Below are 20,460 nucleotides of genomic sequence, written 5' to 3' on the forward strand. Positions count from 1 at the left end.
CGGGGCTGGGGACCCGGCGGTCTCCGGGTTATAAGTACACTCTGAGGCCTCTTCCCTCAGGGGCTCCGGCCCTCACCCCCTTCCTTGCCCCTCCCCGGGGGCTTGTAGGGGGCATGTATCACCCTGTAGACGCGCTGGGCCCTCTCATAGCCCAGGATCCTCTCGAGCTCGACCACAGAGGCCCTGCATATTGCCTCTATGCTGCCGAGCCTCTCGAGCAGCTTCTCCGCCAGCCTTGGGCCCACACCGGGGAGGCTCTGGACCACGTAGAGCTGCTGCATCCACAGCTTCTCCAGCCTAGGCTTCCTGTGCACCACTACGCTCCGCTTGCTCCCGTACTGCTCGCGGCAGGCTATACTGTATATCATCCTAGCCGTCTCACGCTGGTTGGCGCTCCAGAGGACTCGTACCCCGTGCTCTATGGATAGCGAGGCTAGCGCCATCCTGGCCTGCATGCCCCTGGTGGTGTACTCCTCGATCTTCCCGGGGTCGCCCTCAACTATGAGGACGGGTATCTCGTAGTGCTCGCTCAGCCTCCTAGCCTGGTCGAATAGCCTGCCGTCGAAGAGGCTTTCGGCCAGGTCACGCACCGTCTTCCTCTCTATGGCCACGCGGTCCGACACTATATAGTCCCCGACCCCGGCCATAGTGTAGACCACGGCCGCGCCTAGCTCGGCTAGGGCCTCTGGGACCCCGCTGCCCCGCTCCCTCTCATCCACGTACACCCTCGGCCTCCTGCACTCGGCCGACAATCCCCCGGCTCGCCGGCTTGCAGGGCCCTGGGTGTGGAGTGCACTAGAGGCTGACGCCGGCCCCCGGGTGATGAGAGTCCGGCGCTCCGAACTCCTCCTCGTCCAGGGGGTGCAGGGCGCTCCCCCTCTGGGCCACTGTTTTAGCCCCGTACGCCCCTGCTATTCCAGCGGGGACTCCGAAGCCTGCGGAAGGATGGGGTGAGATTCGTTGGCGAAGACCAGCGGTAGGAAGAAGGAGCCCGTGGGCGGCACCAAGAAGGAGCTCGTTATAGTATCCAGGCCGGCTGTGACAAGGGAGCAGATTGAGAGGGACGAGAGGAAGAGGAAGCTACTCCTAGTGCTCAAGGCTATGGAGGATCAGGGGGGTATATATGAGAGGAGCCTGGCGCACCTCGTATACTGGCTCCAGAACGAGAAGGGGATAAACCTGGGCTATAACTTCTTCATGGTAGGCGACGTGCCTACCTCCAAGGAGTTGCACGAGGACATCATAGCTCTGCTCTACGTGGGCTTCGCGGAGACCGATCCCAGGACGAAGAAGCTGAGGCTAACCAATGACGGCAAGGAGTTTCTGGAGAAGAAGGGTGTAGACCCCGAGTTCTACGAGAAGCTCCGGGCGGCCGTGGAGGAGCTAAAGCCCAAGATAGCGGCGCTTGACGCGCAGATAGAGCTGACCACTGTGCTCTCCAGGCCCAGGGCACCTAGGAGGCGTAGGCTCTTCTAACCACCCCAGGGCTTTTCTACGGGGCAGCCCAGGGACCTCAGCTAAGCACACACCATATAGCCCGCGGCCCCCCCCCCCCCGGGCCCCTACCCGTGGCAGCGGGGGTCAGGGCCCCGGCAACGCCGCCGTGGCGGCGGGCCCATGGGGTGAGCCGGGTGACGGATTGCACGCCGCCACAGCATTCCTCTCCATTTACCCGCCTCCTCCGCGGCGCCTCAGCCTCGCTATGAAGAAGCCCTGCGTGCCGTGGAGGTGGGGTAGGAGCCTGCGCACCTGACTCCGGAAAGCGTAGGGACTGTAGCCCGGGGCTCCGGGGATCGGCGGCTCCTCCAGCTCGATACCCGCCTCGAGGGCTGCTATGTGCTCCTCGCCCTCGAATGGGAGTACACTACAGACAGCATACACCACGTATTCTGGGCCGAGGCTTAGCGCCCTCTGCAGCATCTCCCTTTGTATCCGGGGGAACCTCTGGACCCATGAGAGATCCTCGAGATGCATCTTTATCGCCGGGTCCTTGCCGACGGCTCCGCTGCTAGTGCACGGCGCGTCGAGGATTATCTTGCCCGGGGGGAGCCTCAGCGCCATGAAGCGCGAGTCTGCGTGAAGCAGCTCAACCCTGGACATGTCTACCCCGTAGAGGTGGAGAAGCCTTCTCGTTCTCTTCAGCCTCTCCCAGGAAACGTCTACCGCTATTATCCTGGCGCGGTTGCCGGTTAGCTGCATTATGAGGGAGTCCTTGACCCCAGGGGCGGCTGCCATGTCCAGTATCACGTCCCCCGGCTCCGGCTCGAGGGCTTCAACCACGAGGGCAGACGCCTTGTCCTGGAAGACTATCTCGCCCCTCCACATCTCCTCCAGGTGGTGGAGGGGCTCGCTGAAGTCCACCACTTCGAGCATGTAGGGGAGGTCGGGGTCCCTGCGTACAATCACGCCCTTATCCAGGAGCCGCTGAGCCACGATATCCACGTCGGTCTTGAGCGTGTTCACCCTTATCCACCACTTCTCCGTGTTGAGCGCGGCTAGGAGCCTCTCGGTCTCACTCCTGCCCAGCAGCTCAAGGAATATCTCTACGAACCAGCGTGGGTAGGAGTACTTGACTGAGAGGCGGAGGGCCTCATCCTCCACGCGCTCTAGAAGCTCCTCGACGCTCTCCACCTGCCGGGGTAGGCTCTTGGACAGCTTCCGCCGGAGCCTCTCAACGCTCTCCACGTAGCCAGCTAGATGCTCGGACTCTAAGCCCCGGAGGAGGAGCCAGAGCCTGGCCATTCTCCTCGCGCTGCCCCGGCTGCCGTAGATCTTCTGCTCCGCGTACCGGAGGAGGTAGTAGTCCGACACTATGTCGTGGGAAACCCTGTAGAGCACGCGTGGAGGCACATAGCGGGCCGCCTTCCGGAGCTCTCTTATGGCCTCCTGGTACGCCTTATCATGGCTCACATGCCTCGTCATAACCGTATGCAGCACCTTGGCGCTAAAGTCTATAATCGCCCTGGCCACCTTGTCCATAATGCATCACGCCGCCTGCCAGACCCTGCCAGCACATCCAGGACGCCGGCCCTGGAGGAGCCCGCGGAGGAGAGAAGGACCCCTAATCTGGCCTGCCACCCCCTCCGAGGGGCCGCGCACCACGCGGGCCGTGATGATAGGTGGGCTTACCAGAGCCCCTCGGAGGGGGTGAAGAGTGTGGCCGTAACTGAGCCTCCCCGGCCCCTAGTTTCTGGCACTACTGCCCTCGAGATAGTCTAGGAGGGACCGCCTCCTGCCTTGAGCGGTGCTAGTCTGGCTCTTGGCCCTATACCAGCCCGGCGCTACCCGGCGGAGCGTGGACCAGGAGCGCCTCACGAACCATGGCGGCTGGCTGGGGCTCCGACGGTAGGCCTCCCTTATCCACTCAAGGGTCTCCGGGTCAGTGGGGTAGCCGGAGCCCCTCACCCCGTAGAGGCGGCGGAGCCTCTCAATCTCCTCGTCGCGGGCCACCTTGGCTACTATGCTGGCCGCCGACACCGCTGGGTACTTTGCGTCGGCGCGGGGCTCTGCAACTATCGGGGCTCCCAGCCCCGTGAGCCTTCTTATCTCGCTAACCATCTTGTCCACCGGGCCGACGGCGTCAAGGTAGACCGCGTCAACCCTGCCCAGCACGCTCCGGACCCGGCCGAGTATGTAGGCTATGGTCTCCAGCTCCAGCCTGTTGAGGTTAACCATGTCTATGAGGGCTGGCGGGAGCTTGACCACGACCACGTACTTGGCTAGCCTCAGTATCTCGGGGAGCAGGCGGCGCCGCTGCACCGGCGAGAGCTCCTTGCTGTCCCTAACGCCTAGCTCCGCTAGCCTCTCCAGAGAAGCCTCGTCCACCACAACCCCTGCAACCACCATGGGGCCTATGACTGGGCCCCGGCCGGCCTCGTCCACCCCGGCTATGAGCCTGCCCCTGGGGCTTCTCCTCCCCAGTGCTGTACCACCTCCCAGCGCTAGCCGCAGGGATAGCCGTAGCGGCTGCCGTACGCGATGCATGCAGCCTCCTCCGGGTCCACGAGGAGGACCCGGGAGAGCGAGTAGCCGCGGGCAGCCAGCACTCGCCTTATCACCTCCTCCGCCTCCCTAGCCTCGGGCCAGCATTCCTCGTCGCGCAGCAGGAGGCGGCAGCCGAGAAGCACGCGGGAGCCCTGCCGCCCGCCCACTATCGCCACAGTCTTCACCGCGCCGGTCTTCATATAGTCCAGCCTCCTCCCCGCCTCTGCGAGGAGCCCGCAGATGCTGGACGGCTGCAGCCTCCTACCCCGAGCCACGTGCTCGTATAGATGAAGGATGCAGCCGCCGAGGAGCCCCAGCTGTGCTGCAAGGTCCAGAGAGTGCTCCAGCGCCGAGGACGCGTAGGCGTCGCCGCCGGTGAAGGCATCCTCTAGATGCCTCTCAGCCTCCCTTGCCAGATCGACGCCCGCCTCGGCGAGGGCTGCGAGGTGGACGAGAGAGCGGAGGTGGAGGGAGCTCAGCAGCCTAGACGCGACACGGGAGAGACTGCTGAGCCCTAGCTCACCCTCAACAATCATGTACGCCGCCTCTAGAAGGGCCTCACCACCATAGCCTTCTACGAGCACCCTCCCCCGGGAGGCGTGGCGGCGTAGCCAAGCTACTACCCCGAGGAGGGAGAAGAGTGTCGGGGAGTCGCTGGGGGAGAGGGGATAGGCCTCCACCCTCTCGACTCCGAGCATCTTGTACGCCTCTATGCGGGGTAGCGCGTCCAGGAGGGGCGCTACCACTAGCACGGTGTCGTAGCGGGCGGCCCTGCTGGAGGCCTTGCCGCTCATAGGCTGGAAGTCGATAGCCACGGCCGAGCATCACCAGGCGGTCTAGACCACCTAGACGGCGGGAGGGGTGGAGGCTCAGCCTAGTATGCGGTCTGCATCCGGGATGCACTGATCTACGCTCCCGGATTCCACATCACTGCCTCCCAGGTGAATACCCGGGGGACCTCTCCGGGGTTTATCCGGCTTGCAGCCCATGGCCAGCCTGGCTGGTGAGTACACCCCTCTCCTGCCTCAGCCTCCCTATGATCATCGGGAACAAGGTTCTAACGAGATCCTCTAGGGTGACGACCCCCACGTACCGGAGCATATTATCCACTACTATGACATAGTCGGTACCATAGAGGACCATCTGCTCCAGGGCCCTCGTCACACAGTCGCCCAGCCTCACCAGAGGGGCCTGCGAGAGCGAGACCTCCGCAACCGGCTCATTGGAGCGGAGAGCGTAGCGCAGGTCTAGGCCGGCGTAGCCGGGATCCAGGACGCCAACCACACGCCCATTATCATCCACCACCGGTATTATGTGCTGACGGCTGCTGATCATCTTGTGGATTGCCTCGCCCAGCTTCTCATTCCAGTTGGCAGTGATGGGGCTCTTGTTAACTAATTTGTCTACCGGGATGCACACACCATACTCCCGTATGAGCTGGAGCAGTGACTCAGCAGTGAATATGCGCGGGGATATGGGGTGCGGCAGCTGGGACTCCACTATAGTTATGCCGCGCGTAGCCAGCGAGGCTGTCAGGGAGGTTATCAATGCGGGCACTATGAGTGCCGGGCTGCCCCCTATCTCGGCCACCAGGAAGGAGAGGCCGACCGGAACCTTGGAGGCCGCGCCGAAGAGGGCGGCCATGCCTAGGTAGGCGTAGAGCGCGGGCCTGACAGTGGTATGGCCCTCCATGATGAGGCCGAATAGCTCCCCAACCATGGCGCCGGCGTAGAGGCCTGGGGCTAGGAGGCCGCCGCTGCCGCCGCTGCCGACGGTAAGTGACGTGGCCAATATCTTTAGCACCGCCAGCAGGAATAGGGCCATGAGCAGGCCTACGTGGAGGCTCCCGAGAATCCTTGCCACGCTGGCTTCTCCTATCGACTGGAACGCCCTGAGCATCTCTGTGAGGAGCTCCTCCCCCGTGCCCAGTATGTGTGGCACCAGAAGGCCTATCGTGCCGACAAAGAGGGCGCCTATGACGGGCTTAACATACACTGGAATCTTCCTCTTCTCCACTAGTGTGTTCATACTCTCCCTGATCCGGCGGAAGGTGAATACGTAGAGGTAGGCGAAGGGTGCGACGAACAGCCCGAGGAGTATGTATGAGGCCACAGCGCTGATGCTGTAGAGGTTGAGAATGTTGCTGACTGCTATGGAGGGTAGCCTGTACTCGGGCCCCAGTATGTGCAGCGAGAGTGCATACGCTATAACCGATGCGAAGAGCGACGGGATGAGCGCAGCAACCTCCATGTCCTGCTCGTAGAGCACCTCCACAGCGAATATCGCAGCACCCACCGGGCTCTTGAATATAAATGAGAGGGCTGCAGCCACGCCTGCTATGACAGCTATCTTCCTCTCCTCAACGCTGAGCCTTAGGAGCATTGAGGCAAAGGAGCCTGCGGCGCCGCCTATCTGGACCGCCGGGCCCTCGGGGCCCCCGCTCCCCCCGGTACCGAGGAGCAGGGCGGAGGCCACCGCCTTGACTAGGGCAACCCTGGGCCTAACTATACCTGCCCCGTGGTGGTAGGCTTCAACTATGGCGTCGGTGCCTCCGCCCTCGGCCTCTGGCGCCCAGCGGTAGACTATGACCGCTGCTAGGGCGGCGCCAGCTACAACGGTTAAGGGTATTATATACTTGTTCCTGCTCTTGAGGGCTATTATGGCGTAGTCGGAGACTCCGTGGAGGCCCAGCGCGAAATTGAGCCCATGTAGGTGCGACATAATGAAGGTCACTATGTGCAGCATTACATAGAATAGGCCAATGGCTAGCGACGATATTATAGCTGTAGCCGTGCTTATGACGAGCCAGCGCTCGACATAGGTAAGCCGCTCATTTATAGCGTTAATTATGTTATTAAGCTTGCTTAGAGCCCGTTCACGCGGCATAGCAGCCTCCCTGCACCCTCACACATAGACCCTTGGCCCCGGACTCCTGGGTGCACCGCTGGGTTGAATAAGAGGGGCACCTCCAGGACGCAATGCCACAAGGGAGTATCCGGCACGGGGGTGCCGAGGCGTGTCGGCCGCCCCTACGCTGGACCTGGCCCGGCTCGTGGAATCGGGCATAGAGGAGGCCCGCAAGGCCCTGAGTGCCGGGCGGTTCCAGTTAAAGGTCTACGCCCTTCCAAGGCCCCGGATCAGGATCCGCACCCCCAGCAAGAAGATCCTCGAGATCGACGAGGGCAAGCTGGCAAGGCTAGAGTACGCGCTATTCCGCTCAGTGCTTGCAGCCAAGTCGCGCGGCACCAAGCCCAGCTTCCGCGAGTTCGCCGACCTGGTGGGGGACTACAAGGCGTCTGCCGCCTACCTGGCCGCCCTCTGGCACAGCGGCCTCCTGGAGTTCGAGGACCCCCCGAAGGCCGTGGAGATATACATAGCTGCCTCCTCGCTTAGCCAGAAGGGCTACGAGAGAAGGATAGCCAGGGCCCTCGACGCCAAGTTCACCCTAAAGGTAGAGGAGCTGGCCAAGCTGCCATCCGACCAGATAGAGTGCATAGAGAGGGACGGCAGAATATACTGCCGCTACATCCTTACCAACACCGCCAGAAGCCAGGCTAAGGCGCAGGTCAGAGCGCTCAGCGACGTGCTCTCAAGCTAGCCGCCGGCGAGGGATCCTCTTTATAGCCCTACCAGGGGCACGCGCCCTCTTCTCAGCGGAGAGGCCCCCACTAGGGGCCGTCGAGGGAGCAGCAAGGGGGCAGGCAGGTAGGGCAAAATGCCGCTCAGGCTGAGATGGTGGCTGCACGCCTGCTTCGAGATAGAGGCTGGCGGCAAGAGGCTGGTAATAGACCCCCACGACGGGGGCAGCCTTGGCGTCGGCTTCGAGGCACCCATGGTTGTTGCCGACTACGTCCTGGTGACGCACGAGCACTACGACCACAATGCAGTGGAGAAGGTCTCGGGCAAGCACACGGTGGTTGTGAGGGAGGGGACCGGGGACTTCGAGCTGGGCCCTTTCCGGGTCCGGGGTGTGAGGCTGCCCCACGACGAGTTTGAGGGCAGGCTGAGGGGCTTCGTGGTAGCCTACCGGGTTGAGGCCGAGGGGCTGAGCCTGGTGCATCTAAGCGATCTTGGCCGCGCACTGCGCGAGGAGGAGGCTGAGGCCATAGGCAGGGTTGACGTAGCCCTCATACCCGCCGGCGATGTATACACGCTGCATCCCAGGCAGGCGCTTGAGGCCGCCGAGGCCCTGGGGGCACGGGTAGTGGTGCCTATGCACTACTGGCTGCCGGGCATGCAGCTCCCCTTGGAGCCTCTTGACGAGCTGCTACGCTACGCTAAGAAGTGGCGTGTAGTACGCCTAGACTCCAACACGCTGGAGCTGAGCCGCGAGGAGCTGCCAAGCGAGAAGACCATAGTGGCGCTCGCGCCTCCGAGGAAAGGGGCTGCCACGCTTGAAGCCAGCCAGGCGATGTAGGGGCGAGGTTCTGGCCGCGGAGGGGCTCGTCAAGCGGTTCCGGCGGGGCCCGGTTATAGGGCCCATCTCCCTGAGGGTTCCCGCGGGCAGTGTGTTCGCGCTAGTCGGGCCAAACGGGGCAGGGAAGACCACAACGCTGAGGATGATACTCGGCATCTACAAGCCTGACGAGGGCAGGGTTAGGATCTGCGGCGCGGATCCCTACCGGGCCCGGGGCGCCTATGGGCTCGCCGCCTACGTCCCCGAGGAGACCGCCGTATATCCCCGGCTCACCGGGTACGAGCATCTCTGGTTCTACGCCGCCCTCTACACCGGGTCGCCAAGGGAGGCGGAGGAGATTGTTGAGAGGGCCTCCAGGCTCTCGGAGCTCGGGGAGCACCTCAACAGGCCCGTGGAGAGCTACAGCAAGGGCATGAAGAGGAGGCTTGTGCTGGCGCTGGCACTCGCCCTTGAAACGCCCCTGCTGGTCCTAGACGAGCCCACCTCCGGGCTAGACGTGTACGCCGCCGTGAGGATAAGGCAGCTGATACGCCGGGCGACGAGCGAGGGCCGGGCTGTGCTCGTTACCAGCCACAACATGCTCGAGGTTGAGAGGCTCGCCGACCGTGTAGCCTTCATGGCCCGCGGCATGGTAGTGGATGAGGGCGAGCCCCGGGAGCTGGTGGAGAGGTACGGCGCCAGGGACCTGGAGGAGGCCTTCGTAAAGGCCACGCTGGGGCGGTGAGGTGGAGTGGCACGGCTCGTCCACAGCTACCGGCTCGCCGTGCTAGCTAGGAAGGAGGCCCTAGAGCTGCTACGTGACAGGAGGAGCCTAGCGCTAATGGCGATATCGGCCTTCCTCTTCCCCCTCCTGGGGCTCCTGGTTACCGGGCTGAAGACGCAACAGGCAGCCCTCGTAGCCATAGTCGTGTGCGACCGGGGCGCCCCGGCTGAGAGCCTGGCCAGGAGCCTCTACGACGTGTTCGCCGGCAGCCCCGGGTTCAGGGCTGCTATTGTCAACAGCTCCAACTGCAGGCCACCGCGGGGAGCAGTAGCGGCCATAGCGCTGCCCCCGGGATTTAGCGCGAACGCCACGGCAATAGACAAGCCTGTCGTCATAATGGTGTACCAGGTTGTGGGCAACCCCGCTGCCAGTGACGCGCTGAGCCTAGCCTACAGCGTGGTCTCCAAGTTCTCCGAGAGGCTCGCGCTGCAGCGGGTAGAGAAGCTGGCCAGCCTAGCTGGCCGGCGGATTGACGTCGCCCACGTACTCCACCCGGTTGAGGTAGTGTCGGAGACGGTCACCGCTACCGGGCAGAGGGCCCCGCCGCAGCTGGAGGAGAGGGCCAGCGTCGCCAGGTTCCTAGCGTTCTCAGTGTTCTTCCTGCTCAACCCTGCTGCTATGGCCGTATCAGACTCCATAACCAGGGAGAGGGCCCGGGGGACGGGGGAAGTGCTCGCTGTGACCCCTATCACTGGCGTCGAGCTAGTGCTGGGCAAGACTCTGGGGTCCATCACGGCCGCCCTCCTTGCAGGCGGGCTCGACGCGCTGGCAGCAGTGGCTTATGCCGAGGCCGTCTCGGCCACGGTAGGGCCCGATATGATACTGTTCCACGCTCTCCAGGTCGTGCTGGCCATTATTGTGACGGCCTCGTTTACAGTGCTCCTAACCCTGCTGGTGCCGGGCCAGAGGGCGGCAATCCTCGCGACGAGCCTCGTGACAAGCACGGCGCTCATGGTGTTCTTCTCGGTGCTCTTCGTGGATCTAAACACGCTCCCGGAGTGGATAAGAATACTGCTCTATACTATACCCTACACCCATACCGCCGAGGCAATTGAAGACTATGCCCTAGGCTACACGGGGGCAGCACTGGCCCACACGCTTGTCATATCGGTGCTCGCCGCGGTCTCTGTGGCCGCCGCCGCAAAGCTCTACAAGCCGGAGAGGCTTGTGAAGAGGGAGTAGGGGAGAAGCCCCGGAGGGATGATGTAGCTCTGCTCTTGTAACTGCTTGAACCCCCGGCGACCGGCCGGGAGCCCTGGAACCCCCGGCCGGAGTGAGCAGGGAGGCCGTGCTGACCCCCAGGTGCCAGGCACGCTAGGGCTGCACCGCCACCACTACCGCCTGCCTCCATTGCTCGCCCAGGGCCATAGTGTACGTGTTATACCCGCTGAGGCGGAGCAGGGCTTCGACCCGGGAGGGCTCTACAAGCGGCGGGTGCGTCTCGACCACTAGCTGCTTAACCCTGTCGGGGCCCAGGAGCCCCTCCCTGGCAGCGTGCTCCAGGACTTCGAGCTCTGCCCCTTCTATATCGAGTTTCAGGAGGTCGACCCGCCCGAGCCCGTGGCTGGCCAGCAGCCTCGGGAGCCCCACGGCGGGCACTTGGAGCCTCCCCGTCCTATCGGCGCCCATGTACTCAAGGTAGCCGGGCATGGTGCTCGTGTTCACCCAGGGCTCCGCCAAGTAGAGGCTGCGGGTGCAGCTACTGCAGCCGGCAAGAGCTCTCGGGTCTACCCGGGCCACGTTCTCGAGGCCGTTAGCCTCGAGGTTTGCATAGAGTATTCGCCTCGCGTAGGGGTTTGGCTCGACCGCTACAACTAGGCCGCGGCGCCTCATGAGCAGCGCGGCCCTGACCGCGAAGAAGCCTAGATAGCTGCCTGCATCGATTACCACGTCGCCCGGCCTAACCTCTAGCAGCTCGCCTACCCGGTAGTCGTTGAGGCAGTAGACGTGCACCAGGTTGGCCCAGGCCTCCGGGAGCTGGCTGCACGGGATGAGGAAGAGTGCCTCCCCCAGCCTGACCTCAACAATGCCCCTGCAGCTGGAGAGAGCAGCGTCGAGCAGGTGCGCCGCCTCCCGCCCCTCTATACAGCCCCGCGACGCTTCGAGGAGCCACTCCAGGTATTCCTCGTCACGGGGCTCTAAGCCCCACTCGCCGGCAGCCAACCAGCAGCGTCCCCCCGGGTATAGCTCCTCCCGTAGGGAGGTCGGTGATGGGACTACTCTTCACCGCCCCTAGGGCCGGGGCTCGTGGAGCCCCCAGGCCTCATCCCCGGGGCGTGCTGCCTGCAGGAGCAGCTCTTATGAGCAGCTGGGCATCCCCCTAATAATGCCTCGCGCCGGACGCCCAGGCCAGGGGTGATGAGCTGGGCCCTTACGGTTGCCCTCCGAGGCCCGAAGGCAGCCAGTGCGGAGGGTTTCGCGCCCTGACCCCACGGGCCTCTACACGGTGTAGACGCTATGAAGGCCAGGGTGGTAGGCTGCAGGGGAGTGTCGGGGAGGGTGGAGGCTACGCCATCCCTCTGGGACTCAATGGTCAAGATTGTAGCGGCCGCGGCCGGCGGCGGGGGCGAGGTTGACAACCTTAGGATGGAGAGCCGCTGCATTCGGGACATGGCGAAGGCCCTAGGGGGGCTAGGCTACCGTGTAGAGTGGGTCTCCTCCACGCGGCTCCACATACGCGATGAGGGGGGCGAGCCGGGCTCTAGAGTAGTAGTGGATACCTCCTGCGGGCTGCTGGTGCCGGGGCTCCTGGCCCCTCTCGCCGCCGTCCGCCTGCCGCCCGGCGGGCAGTTCGTGGTACGCGGGGCTTCCAGGCGGCCGCCAGCCTACAGTCTCCGGCCTATAATAGAGGCCGTGACCGCTGTAGGCGGCCGCGCATGGCCCGGCGGGGGCCCGGCGAGGCTCATTGTGGTCGAGCCTGCCGCCTACACTGGGGCCGGGCGGGTAGCTAGGCTCCAGAGCCCCCCAGGCTACGTGGCCGCCGGGGTGCTGGCGGCCCTGGCCGCCGCGGGGGGAGGAAGGCTGCTGGTCTACGGCTCGGGAGTTAAGGCGGCTAAGAGGCTGGAGAGCATGAAGCACGCTCTCCGCGAGGCAGGCTTCCGGGTGGAGGAGGGTAGGTGGGTAGAGGTGGCACCCGGGGAGGCCGGCGGCCCGCGTCTCCTCCGCGCCGAGCCGGGGCTGCACGAGACAGCGCTGCTGCTGGCCCTAGCCTCACCCTGCATGGAGGGTGGATTGGAAGTCTCCGGCCTACCGGGGGGCGAGGGCCTCTCCGGCCTCGAGTACCTCCTGAAGGCCTCCGGGTTCGAGGCCGGGGTAGAGTGTGGCCGGGACTGCAGCTTGCATGTAGACTCCTTCGCCCCCTCCTCGGCTGTAGTGAGCCTGAGCGAGGACCCAGGCTACGTCTTCTTCGCAGCCGCCTACACGGCGGCATGGGCTAGGCTAACAGTCACCGGGCTGCGCTCCGCTGTCCTCGAGGGGCTGCTGGACGAGGGCTTCGAAGCCTTCCTGCACCAGCTTGGCGTGGAGGTGTACATCGAGGATGGTGATAGGCTCGTAGCGGCCGAGCAAGAGCCCGGAGAGCCCGGGCTGGCCAGGATAGAGTGCGGGGAGCCGGCCCACTGCGTGGCCGCTCTCGCGAGGTTCATGAAGGTGGGCAGAGGGGTTGTAAAGGGCGTCGAGAGGATAGAGGATGCTGCCCCAGGAGTGCTGGGCTCCCTCCAGTCGCTGGGAGCTGGTATTGACGTCTACTGAGCGGAAGTATACCCCTGGAGCGCCCGAGGGGTGCGAGAGGAGGCTAGAAAGGGGGTTAGCTGGACGGCATGTACGTGTAGCCTTTCACCCTCCGGAGCCGCTTGCTGAAGGTCGCTATCTTCTGGATGCGCAGCCTCTCCGCCACCGCTAGGGTTATGGCCTCGCTGAGGCCCAGCTCGTGCCTCCGTGCCAGCTCCACAGCCCTGGCTATGTCTTCCACGTTCACGCTGTAGACTGTAAGCCTCCCCATCCGGGCCAGCCGGGCTATATAGGATGCAAGCTTCTCCACCGCCTCAAGGGCCCTGGCCCTAACCTCGCTGCTGGACTCAAGCTTCTCGATGCTCTCCGGCAGCCCCGCTCCCGTGACTGCTGCCGCCGCGGCTACAGCGGTCTTGGAGAGAGCCTCGACCACAGCCGTGCTGGGTATCACGATGTCATCGCTGCCCTCCTCGGCCCGGCTGAAAATATTGACGGCGAAGTCTGCACCGCTCTCACCGAGGACCAGCCTAGAGAGCACGGTTGAGTCAACAAGTATAGGGCTCGCCAAGCCCCTATCACCCCCTGGGCAGGCTAGCCTGGCAGGATGTACTTGTCCAGCTGCTCCGGGTCAACCCCGGCCCGCACTATGCCGCGGAGCCCGCGGACGCTAGGCGCCCTCGAGTAGCGGATAAAGAGCTTCATGGCCTCCCTTATCGCCTCGCTCCTGGACAACCCGTGCTCCTGCGCCACGCGGTCGAACTCGCGGAGCAGCTCCTGGGGCACCCGGACATAGATGGCGGAGGAGCTGCTCATCACGACCACCTATAAGGCTTCTACACTATTCTTGCGCGGGTATAGAGGAGAGAGCAAACCCGATATATACCTTTACATAGATTATGCTGTAACATATCCTAGCCCGGGTTAAAAGAGCCCCTGAAGAGGGATGGAGCCTCGAGCCACGAGGTAGGGTTATAATAGGAGAGCGCCCCGGGCCCCGGGAGGCCGGTGGAAGCCCAATGCCGGTGAGCCGCAAGTACACTGCATACAGGAAGGCGCTAGAGCAGCTCAAGCTACGCCAGCTAGACGTGTTCAGGTACAAGGACCACGATGAGATAAGGGTACTAACCCCAGACAATAAAGTTGTGCTGATAAAACTGCCAAGGCACAGGGATGAAATGACCGTAGAGGAGTTCATGGAGTATGTGAGGAAATCCCTTGAAGAGAGCGGCTAGCCCCCTAAACCCCGCGGGCCTGCGGAGGCCCTGGAGGACTCCGCCGCGTATCTTAGGCAGCTTCTTATCCCGGGCTTCGGCACCATCTCGGGGCAGCGCGGGATTGTGAAGTCGCAGTCGCCGTTCAGGTATTGCTCTAGGCTGCAGGGCTCGGGCCTCACCCTGTTCTCCTCCAGGATGCATCTGGGGCCCGCGTAGCGGAATATCTCCGGGTGCACCTTCATGAGCTCTCTCCACACGCCCCATGCCAGCATGCGTATCTCCCACTGCGCGTGGCTGCACATCCTGAGCGGGAGGAAGGACTCCAGCAGCTCCCTGGCGTTCATGGTGAAGACTATCCTCGTCCTGACCGCCTGGGGGATGACCATGCGGGCGTCCTCCCTCGGCACCCTGCCGGCGAGCAGCCCGTAGTACTCCGCAGTGGCCCCGAGGTAGGCCCTCGCGACCCGAGCCATGGTCTCGGGGCTCCAGGAGGGGTTGAACACGTAGCCCCTGCTCGCGGCCACAATCAGCGCCCAGCCGCTTCCGTCGGGGCCTTCGAGCCTCCCTGCTGCTTCTCGTAGAACAGTCTCATAGACTCTGTAGTCGTTGGCGCTGGTTGGGCGCTCGGGGCAGCTGCCAACTCCCATGATACTACACACTTTCAGAGCCATGGATCTGAGGAAGCCCTCGGTGTACCGCATGCTCTGCTGCGTGTAGCTCGCCAGCCGGTGGCGGACGAGCTGGTGGCTGCAGACCCTGCTACACTCCGCCTCGAACGTGTAGACGGCGTGCTCCAGCGGGCTCCCGTGGCCCCGGCGCACCAGCTCCCGGATCCACTTCTCCACCTCGCCAGGCCCCATCTCCATGGCCCGCTCCACGGGCTTCTTGCTAACCGTTATCCGGGCCGCCGCGGCCACCAGGAGCGGCCCGTCCCGGGTATAGCGCAGGAGCCGAACCCTGACAGGAGGCTCCAAGGCCTGCATAGCGTTAGCCTGGGCTTCTAGCATACATGCCCCTTGAACTATGTCTTGTGGAACGGGCGGGAGCAAGTATATAAAACTAGAGATCAAGTGTCATGGGGCCCCAGGCTTTAACAGAGAGCCTCCCAGGGCTTCCCTGGAGCCGCGGGGCTATATCTCGCATGTCTTGCATGTGCTGTTCTCGGTGAGCTCTACCACTACCTCGCCTGTCTCCGTCTTCCTCTCCTTTACCTCGAAGAGCTCTCTGGCTCTGGTGTCGCGTTCTAGCTCCTCTTTCTTCATCCTCCTCCGGAGGTGGGTCATCCTCATTGTTTTCCGGTGGCCGTTCCCCCCGCGGCGTCTGATGGGCTTTGCTTCCAGCGTGTACTGTTCTCCCCCGAAGTAGATGACCTGCCTGCCCTTGCTCTCGTCGCGGTAGACTGTTACGCCCTTTAGGCCTCCTAGCCAGGCTAGGAGGTAGGCTGTGTACACCGCGTCCTTGGGCACGTCCCTGGGGAGGTTGATTGTCTTGCTTATAGCCTGGTCTACGTAGAGCTGGGCTGCCATCTGGTGGGCTAGGTGGTACCAGACGTCGAAGTCCATGCTCATGGTGAAGAGCTTGGCCAGTCTCTCCACCTCGGCGAGGAAGCCGTTCATTATGCCCATGTTCATGAGCCTCTCCCTTACCTCGCCCAGGGCCCAGCGCAGGCTGCCCTTATGCCTCGCCACCGCCTCGTAGACGGCCGCCACCGCCTCCCTCGGGGCGTTGTAGCGGCGGGCCGCCTCCAGCAGGGCGTCGCGGAAGGGGCGGACTACCTCCAGGAACTCACCGACGGCCACCACACGCTTGTAGACCAGGGCGAAGTAGGGCTCTATCCCGCTGCTGGTGCCCGCTATTATGCTTATAGTCCCCGTGGGCGCCACCGTCGTTGTCACCGTGTTCCTCGGGGCCCTCGCCCCCAGGCTCCTCCCGTACTGCCTGAGCACCTCCCACGCCCTGCCGGGGGCCCAGAGGGCTAGGGCCAGCAGGTGCCTCGGGCTCCTCGCCGCCTCCACCGGGCTCATCGACAGGGCCTCCTCCAGGTGCCTCCGCTCCACCCCGAACACCCTGGCCGCCACCCTCTCCAGCGTCTCGGCGGGCACCAGCTTCACCGAGCCGTCGCCGCCCACCCTCTCCCTGGCCAGGCCCACCAGCCTCTCCCTGACCTCCTCGGGCAGGGCGGCCTGGTGGTAGCGGAGCACCAGCCAGCCGTCCTCTATCCTGGCCACCTCGGCGGCCTTGACGAGGGCGGGGGTGTGGAGCTCCGCCAGCTCATCGGGCTCGGCGCGCTCCAGGCACTCCATCCTCCTCCAGTCCCAGCGGCGGCACTCGAAGGCGGGGGCGTGGCCGAGCCTGGCGCCCAGCTCCCAGCTCCTCTTCCAGCTGAACGCCTCCAGCGCGGCCATGACGGCCAAGGTGAAGGCTACCGCCTCGTCGCTGTCATAGGCCATGCCCAGCCGGGCGAGCGCGTCCGCGAGCCCCATGACGCCCAGGCCTATCTTCCTGGTGAACTTGTTGGCCCTATCCTGCCTGGGGTCGGGGTGCCTGTTGAGGTCTATAACCGCGTCCATAGCGTCGACAGCCGCCTCCACGTCGCGGGCGAACTCCTCCAGGTTGAAGCGGCCGGCCTCCACGTACTTGTCGAGACTCATGCTGCCCAGGTTGCAGCTCTCGAAGGGGTAGAGGGGCTGCTCCCCGCAGGGGTTGGTGGCGTTGACCGCTCCTAGCCAGGGAGTCGGGTTCCACTTGTTATGGTTGTCCGCAAGGAAGAGGCCGGGATCTCCACCCGCCCAGGCGTTCTCCACTATCTTCTCCCAGAGCCTCCGGGCGGGGTGGCGCCAGGCGTGGGGGTTCTTCTCGTCCACGCTGGCCTCCACGCCCCTCAGCCTGGCCTCCTCCCGGAGGGCCTCCAGGGCCCTCCCGCGGGCCTCCTCCAGCGTGTCCTCGAAGACGTTGAGATAGGGGTTGTCGAGGAGCCAGGGGTGCTTTGCCAGCAGCTTCCCCAGCCTCCCCATGCCCGTGGCCCTGCTCACGGTGTAGTGCAGCCTGTACACCCCGTCGCCCCGGTCGCTGTAGCGGGGGTTGACCATCCACCACTCCCCGTCCCGCAGCACGGCCTCCATGAAGGCGTCGTTGACGCCCACGCTTATGTTGAAGTTGGTTATGTTCGCGTCCTGGAGGGGGGGCTCCTTGGCCTGGATGAAGCCCGCGTCCTCCACCGTGCTCCAGCCGCCCCTGGTGAGCCTATCCAGGGCCTCCTTGACCGCCGGGTCTACCTCGTACTCCCCGTCCCCCTCGATGGTGTCTACTATCTCCTTCAGCTGGCGGAGCAGCTCCTGGAGCTGCGGGGGGAGCTTGTTCCAGAGGGCCGCCCAGGGGTCGAACCAGGGGTTGTAGACGTCGGGGTGCCAGGCGTGCATTATGCCCATGTTGGCCCCACGGCGCTTCCCGCCCTGCTTAACCATCTCGGTCACGACGTCGAATATCTGGATGAAGCTCATGGGCCCCGAGGCCTGGCCGCTGGTGCCCCTCACCACGTCCCAGCGGGGCCTCAGCTCGCTGAAGGAGAAGCCCTGGCCCCCGCCCCACTTGAAGGTCATCGCCTGCACGGTGGCTGCGTCCATTATCGCCCCCATATCGTCGTACACGGGGGTCACGTAGCAGGCGCTCAGCGTCCCCCGGGCGCCGTCGGCGTACATGTTGAAGAGGGTGGGGGAGTTGAACACGAAGCGGCGGCGGATCAGCAGCTCGTAGAGCCGCCTGGGCTCAACCCTCTCCCGGAACCCCAGGGCCACCCTGGCCATAACCATGCTGGGGGTCTCCATGTAGACCCCGTGCTCGCTCCTCGTCATGTACCTGGCCATCAGCACTCGCACAGCGTTATAGGTGAAGCCCATATCGTCCCCGCAGGGCTCCCCGCCAGCCCCCGCAGCCCTCTCCACGCACTCCGGCAGCGGAGCCAGCAGGCCGCCGTTAGGAGCCCTCTCCCTGTACCCCCTAACCACCTGCGCGTAGACCTCGCGGAGGAGCAGCCGCTTAGCCTCCTCCTCCGCCTCGGGCCGGTACAGAGACTCGCGGATAAGCTCCAACTGCCTTTCATCACTACCGCTGGTGCCTGCCACCACTGAGACACCCCTTTACTGGAGTTGCCGGGGAACCCTTACCCAGATTCCCTCTAAGAAGCCCGTGTAATACTCATTGAATTATGCTTCAGAGGGATGCCTTAGGCATTATAACGCTTTAGATAAGGGGCATGCGGGATCGCATTGATCCTTAGGGTGTCACGCGGCAATACCAGTACTCCTCTCAGCCTGTCAGGGCTACAAGGGCTGCAGTGTGAGCTCCACACTCCATATAATTGAATATTATTGAATACGTTAATTCCTGGCTATAGCCGCGCGACCTTTGCATAATAACCAAGCCATCAATCACTTTCACTTTCTCCAGGATGCCTCATACGGCTGCGGGTATCCATGCACCACGGCCGCAGGACAACTACGCCCGAAGAGCATTATACTATATGTACTGAAATTTTGTCATAAGGCTCCTCCTCGTAGTATAGCTTGCGTTTAGCCTGTAGATGCACCATCAAATCTCTCGTAGTGACCACGAAATAATCGTAGAGGAAGCTGGCGGGTGTTATAACTGTGAGGTACTTCTCGAAGTCGAGGTCTGTATAGATCACTTCAAAGTAGCCTACATACGTCCTACCCACGATATCCACGCGGGGGGCCTCCAGAGGCTTCAGCGGCTCAGCGAAGCCTATGTAGAGTGTCTTCCTATTCTTGTCCTCGACCTCCTTCCTGTAGCTGTACCTCGCCTCCAATAGTATGCTCCTTGGCTCGAAAAGCATTCTGGCGTTGGCGGCCCGCAGCTCGAGGGCATCGCTCATAACCCGTAGCTCTAGCGCGCCCGGCCCCCAGCGGACGTAGAAGTTCTCGTACTTCGCCATCCCTGCATCCTCCTTGAGGCAGCCCCGGGGCCTCGCAGCCCTGCCGGGGATGCTCTTCTATGCTTCGCTCTCGCTATCGGGGACTTCAAGCAGCTTCTGGAGTTCTGCTGCTAGCATCCTTGCGGCCACTGATGGGGGTAACGTGGTGTCCTCCTTCCTATATACGGTGGGCGCCTTGACTCTCATACCGGAGCCGTTCCTTATCTCTATCTCGTGCATCTGCAGGCTGTGCTCCGTCTGCCTCATCTTCTCTATTATCACGTACCGCCTCAGCTCCCCCCTTACTATGGACTTCCTGAACCTTATGATGCCGTCCGCTACATGCTCTATGCCGAAGCCGAAGCCCAGGCTTGTGGTGACTGCGTACTGGCTTATGAGGAGTGCTGTGAAGTCCCATCGGTAGAGGACGCGCTTTACATAGTAGCTGTATTTTCTCGCCATTGCTGGCTTGTCGAGCCAGAAGGCCGACATAGAGTCTACTACGAGGCGTGCCCTGCCGTAGCCTAGGTACTTTTTGGCCTCTATCACCTTGTTCACAAGGGTTTCCACGTCCAGCTCCTGGAGGCTCCAGGGGTCGTCCCTTCTACCCATGAGGGCGTCTATTACCACTAGCCTGCCGTCTCTAATCGCCTTTTCAAAGTCGAAGCCGAACATTGCAGCCTGCTTTATTATGCTCTCCCTTGACTCCTCCGTGGTCACGTATATGTTCTTGTCTCCCTGCCTTATCCCCTCGGCTATGAAGTGTATCGAGAATATCGTCTTGCCCGTGCCCGGCTCTCCTACAACGGCTACGAAGAAGCCCCGGGGTATGCCTCCCTGCACAAGCTTATCGAAGCCCGGTACCCCTGTCGGCAGGCGCTCAATCTCCACCATTACTGGTGTGGCACCCCGCACCAGCCAGTCCTGCCAGAGGAGGGGCGGCGAGAGCGTTCCATTCCGGCCCCGCTCTGCCTATAATCCCTGATCCGGCTGGTAGCGGCTAATCTGGCTACTGGCTACTCTGGAATCCCGGGGACTCCTGCGCGGTAGTAGGAGCAGTACCCGGTCGCCGTGCAGGCCTCCAGGTAGACGAGGTGTAGGCTGCGGCCGGTGCTCGCCAGCTTCTCCTCAAGGCAGCCACGGATCCTCGAGACCAGTATCTCGGCTGTTGCGTCTCTCACGCCGAGAGCCTCGTTCAAGTATCTATGGTCCAGGCTGCTGGCGCACTCCTCAAGCATGCTGAGGAGCCTGTAATGGTCTATCACAGTATTGTCCTCGGCTAGGCTGTCCTCGACGCAGGCCTTTACCCGGTAGTCGTGGCCGTGGAGCGAGGCCGCTGCACCCCCAAGGCTCTCGACGCGGAGCGCTACCGATATCCACGTGGAGACGCAGACGCCCAGAGGCATCGTCCACCCCTTCCAGG

Annotated in this window: 20 protein-coding genes; 7 read left to right on the forward strand and 13 right to left on the reverse strand. The window is 63.4% G+C overall.

Going from position 1 to position 20,460, the window contains the following annotated elements:
- Positions 1 to 56 precede the first annotated feature (56 nt).
- On the reverse strand, positions 57 to 752 hold the full coding sequence (locus tag ACZ42Y_RS06960) for an ERCC4 domain-containing protein (protein WP_058370678.1): 696 nt from the start codon (positions 750 to 752) through the stop codon (positions 57 to 59).
- A gap of 208 nt (positions 753 to 960) precedes the next feature.
- Between ACZ42Y_RS06960 and ACZ42Y_RS06965 the strand changes: the two genes are divergently transcribed.
- Positions 961 to 1,476, forward strand: a complete 516-nt coding sequence (locus ACZ42Y_RS06965) for a hypothetical protein (protein WP_058370677.1) — start codon at positions 961 to 963, stop codon at positions 1,474 to 1,476.
- A 192-nt stretch (positions 1,477 to 1,668) separates the two neighbouring features.
- Here the strand turns inward: ACZ42Y_RS06965 and ACZ42Y_RS06970 are convergent, their stop codons facing one another.
- The 4 genes from ACZ42Y_RS06970 to ACZ42Y_RS06985 form a co-directional block, all read right to left on the reverse strand.
- On the reverse strand, positions 1,669 to 2,979 hold the full coding sequence (locus ACZ42Y_RS06970) for an RsmB/NOP family class I SAM-dependent RNA methyltransferase (protein ID WP_058370676.1): 1,311 nt from the start codon (positions 2,977 to 2,979) through the stop codon (positions 1,669 to 1,671).
- Positions 2,980 to 3,183: 204 nt separating this feature from the next.
- Positions 3,184 to 3,984: a ribonuclease HII gene (gene rnhB, locus ACZ42Y_RS06975; protein ID WP_168371261.1), complete on the reverse strand. Its 801-nt coding sequence runs from the start codon at positions 3,982 to 3,984 to the stop codon at positions 3,184 to 3,186.
- The gene (locus ACZ42Y_RS06980; RefSeq protein WP_058370675.1) at positions 3,942 to 4,799 is read right to left on the reverse strand and encodes a hypothetical protein; all 858 of its coding nucleotides are present in this window, start codon (positions 4,797 to 4,799) and stop codon (positions 3,942 to 3,944) included. The genes rnhB and ACZ42Y_RS06980 overlap by 43 nt, the downstream gene beginning before the upstream one ends.
- Before the next feature lie 154 nt (positions 4,800 to 4,953).
- The gene (locus ACZ42Y_RS06985; RefSeq protein ID WP_464735362.1) at positions 4,954 to 6,870 is read right to left on the reverse strand and encodes a chloride channel protein; all 1,917 of its coding nucleotides are present in this window, start codon (positions 6,868 to 6,870) and stop codon (positions 4,954 to 4,956) included.
- A 130-nt stretch (positions 6,871 to 7,000) separates the two neighbouring features.
- Between ACZ42Y_RS06985 and ACZ42Y_RS06990 the strand changes: the two genes are divergently transcribed.
- From ACZ42Y_RS06990 to ACZ42Y_RS07005, 4 genes are all read left to right on the forward strand, one after another.
- Positions 7,001 to 7,582, forward strand: a complete 582-nt coding sequence (locus ACZ42Y_RS06990) for a hypothetical protein (protein ID WP_464735363.1) — start codon at positions 7,001 to 7,003, stop codon at positions 7,580 to 7,582.
- 117 nt (positions 7,583 to 7,699) lie between these two features.
- Positions 7,700 to 8,401, forward strand: a complete 702-nt coding sequence (locus tag ACZ42Y_RS06995; protein WP_464735364.1) for an MBL fold metallo-hydrolase — start codon at positions 7,700 to 7,702, stop codon at positions 8,399 to 8,401.
- Positions 8,379 to 9,125, forward strand: coding sequence for an ABC transporter ATP-binding protein (locus tag ACZ42Y_RS07000; protein ID WP_464735365.1), 747 nt, complete (start codon positions 8,379 to 8,381; stop codon positions 9,123 to 9,125). The genes ACZ42Y_RS06995 and ACZ42Y_RS07000 overlap by 23 nt, the downstream gene beginning before the upstream one ends.
- A 6-nt stretch (positions 9,126 to 9,131) precedes the next feature.
- Positions 9,132 to 10,346: an ABC transporter permease gene (locus ACZ42Y_RS07005; RefSeq protein ID WP_464735366.1), complete on the forward strand. Its 1,215-nt coding sequence runs from the start codon at positions 9,132 to 9,134 to the stop codon at positions 10,344 to 10,346.
- Between the two features lie 132 nt (positions 10,347 to 10,478).
- Here the strand turns inward: ACZ42Y_RS07005 and ACZ42Y_RS07010 are convergent, their stop codons facing one another.
- Entirely contained in the window at positions 10,479 to 11,327 is an 849-nt protein-coding gene (locus tag ACZ42Y_RS07010; RefSeq protein ID WP_464735367.1) for an FkbM family methyltransferase, read from the reverse strand.
- A gap of 294 nt (positions 11,328 to 11,621) precedes the next feature.
- Between ACZ42Y_RS07010 and ACZ42Y_RS07015 the strand changes: the two genes are divergently transcribed.
- Complete coding sequence (locus ACZ42Y_RS07015; RefSeq protein WP_464735368.1) at positions 11,622 to 12,914, forward strand: hypothetical protein; 1,293 nt, start codon at positions 11,622 to 11,624, stop codon at positions 12,912 to 12,914.
- A 55-nt stretch (positions 12,915 to 12,969) separates the two neighbouring features.
- Here ACZ42Y_RS07015 and ACZ42Y_RS07020 read toward each other — a convergent pair whose 3' ends face one another.
- The gene (locus ACZ42Y_RS07020) at positions 12,970 to 13,461 is read right to left on the reverse strand and encodes a type II toxin-antitoxin system VapC family toxin (protein WP_464735369.1); all 492 of its coding nucleotides are present in this window, start codon (positions 13,459 to 13,461) and stop codon (positions 12,970 to 12,972) included.
- A 23-nt stretch (positions 13,462 to 13,484) separates the two neighbouring features.
- Entirely contained in the window at positions 13,485 to 13,706 is a 222-nt protein-coding gene (locus tag ACZ42Y_RS07025) for a CopG family ribbon-helix-helix protein (protein ID WP_464735370.1), read from the reverse strand.
- Positions 13,707 to 13,915: 209 nt separating this feature from the next.
- On the opposite strand from ACZ42Y_RS07025, the gene ACZ42Y_RS07030 reads away from it, so the two are divergent.
- Positions 13,916 to 14,125, forward strand: coding sequence for a hypothetical protein (locus ACZ42Y_RS07030; RefSeq protein WP_168371260.1), 210 nt, complete (start codon positions 13,916 to 13,918; stop codon positions 14,123 to 14,125).
- Here the strand turns inward: ACZ42Y_RS07030 and ACZ42Y_RS07035 are convergent.
- The 5 genes from ACZ42Y_RS07035 to ACZ42Y_RS07055 form a co-directional block, all read right to left on the reverse strand.
- Positions 14,122 to 15,090: an FAD-dependent thymidylate synthase gene (locus ACZ42Y_RS07035; RefSeq protein WP_464735371.1), complete on the reverse strand. Its 969-nt coding sequence runs from the start codon at positions 15,088 to 15,090 to the stop codon at positions 14,122 to 14,124. The two genes, ACZ42Y_RS07030 and ACZ42Y_RS07035, sit on opposite strands and share 4 nt — an antisense overlap.
- Positions 15,091 to 15,237: 147 nt before the next feature.
- Positions 15,238 to 18,228, reverse strand: a complete 2,991-nt coding sequence (locus tag ACZ42Y_RS07040) for an adenosylcobalamin-dependent ribonucleoside-diphosphate reductase (protein WP_464735372.1) — start codon at positions 18,226 to 18,228, stop codon at positions 15,238 to 15,240.
- A gap of 389 nt (positions 18,229 to 18,617) precedes the next feature.
- Complete coding sequence (locus ACZ42Y_RS07045) at positions 18,618 to 19,058, reverse strand: hypothetical protein (RefSeq protein WP_058370664.1); 441 nt, start codon at positions 19,056 to 19,058, stop codon at positions 18,618 to 18,620.
- 57 nt (positions 19,059 to 19,115) lie between these two features.
- Positions 19,116 to 19,931, reverse strand: a complete 816-nt coding sequence (locus ACZ42Y_RS07050; protein WP_058370663.1) for a KaiC domain-containing protein — start codon at positions 19,929 to 19,931, stop codon at positions 19,116 to 19,118.
- 122 nt (positions 19,932 to 20,053) lie between these two features.
- Complete coding sequence (locus ACZ42Y_RS07055; protein ID WP_058370662.1) at positions 20,054 to 20,443, reverse strand: 6-pyruvoyl trahydropterin synthase family protein; 390 nt, start codon at positions 20,441 to 20,443, stop codon at positions 20,054 to 20,056.
- Positions 20,444 to 20,460: the final 17 nt, after the last annotated feature.

The sequence above is a fragment of the Pyrodictium brockii genome, from assembly GCF_055379715.1.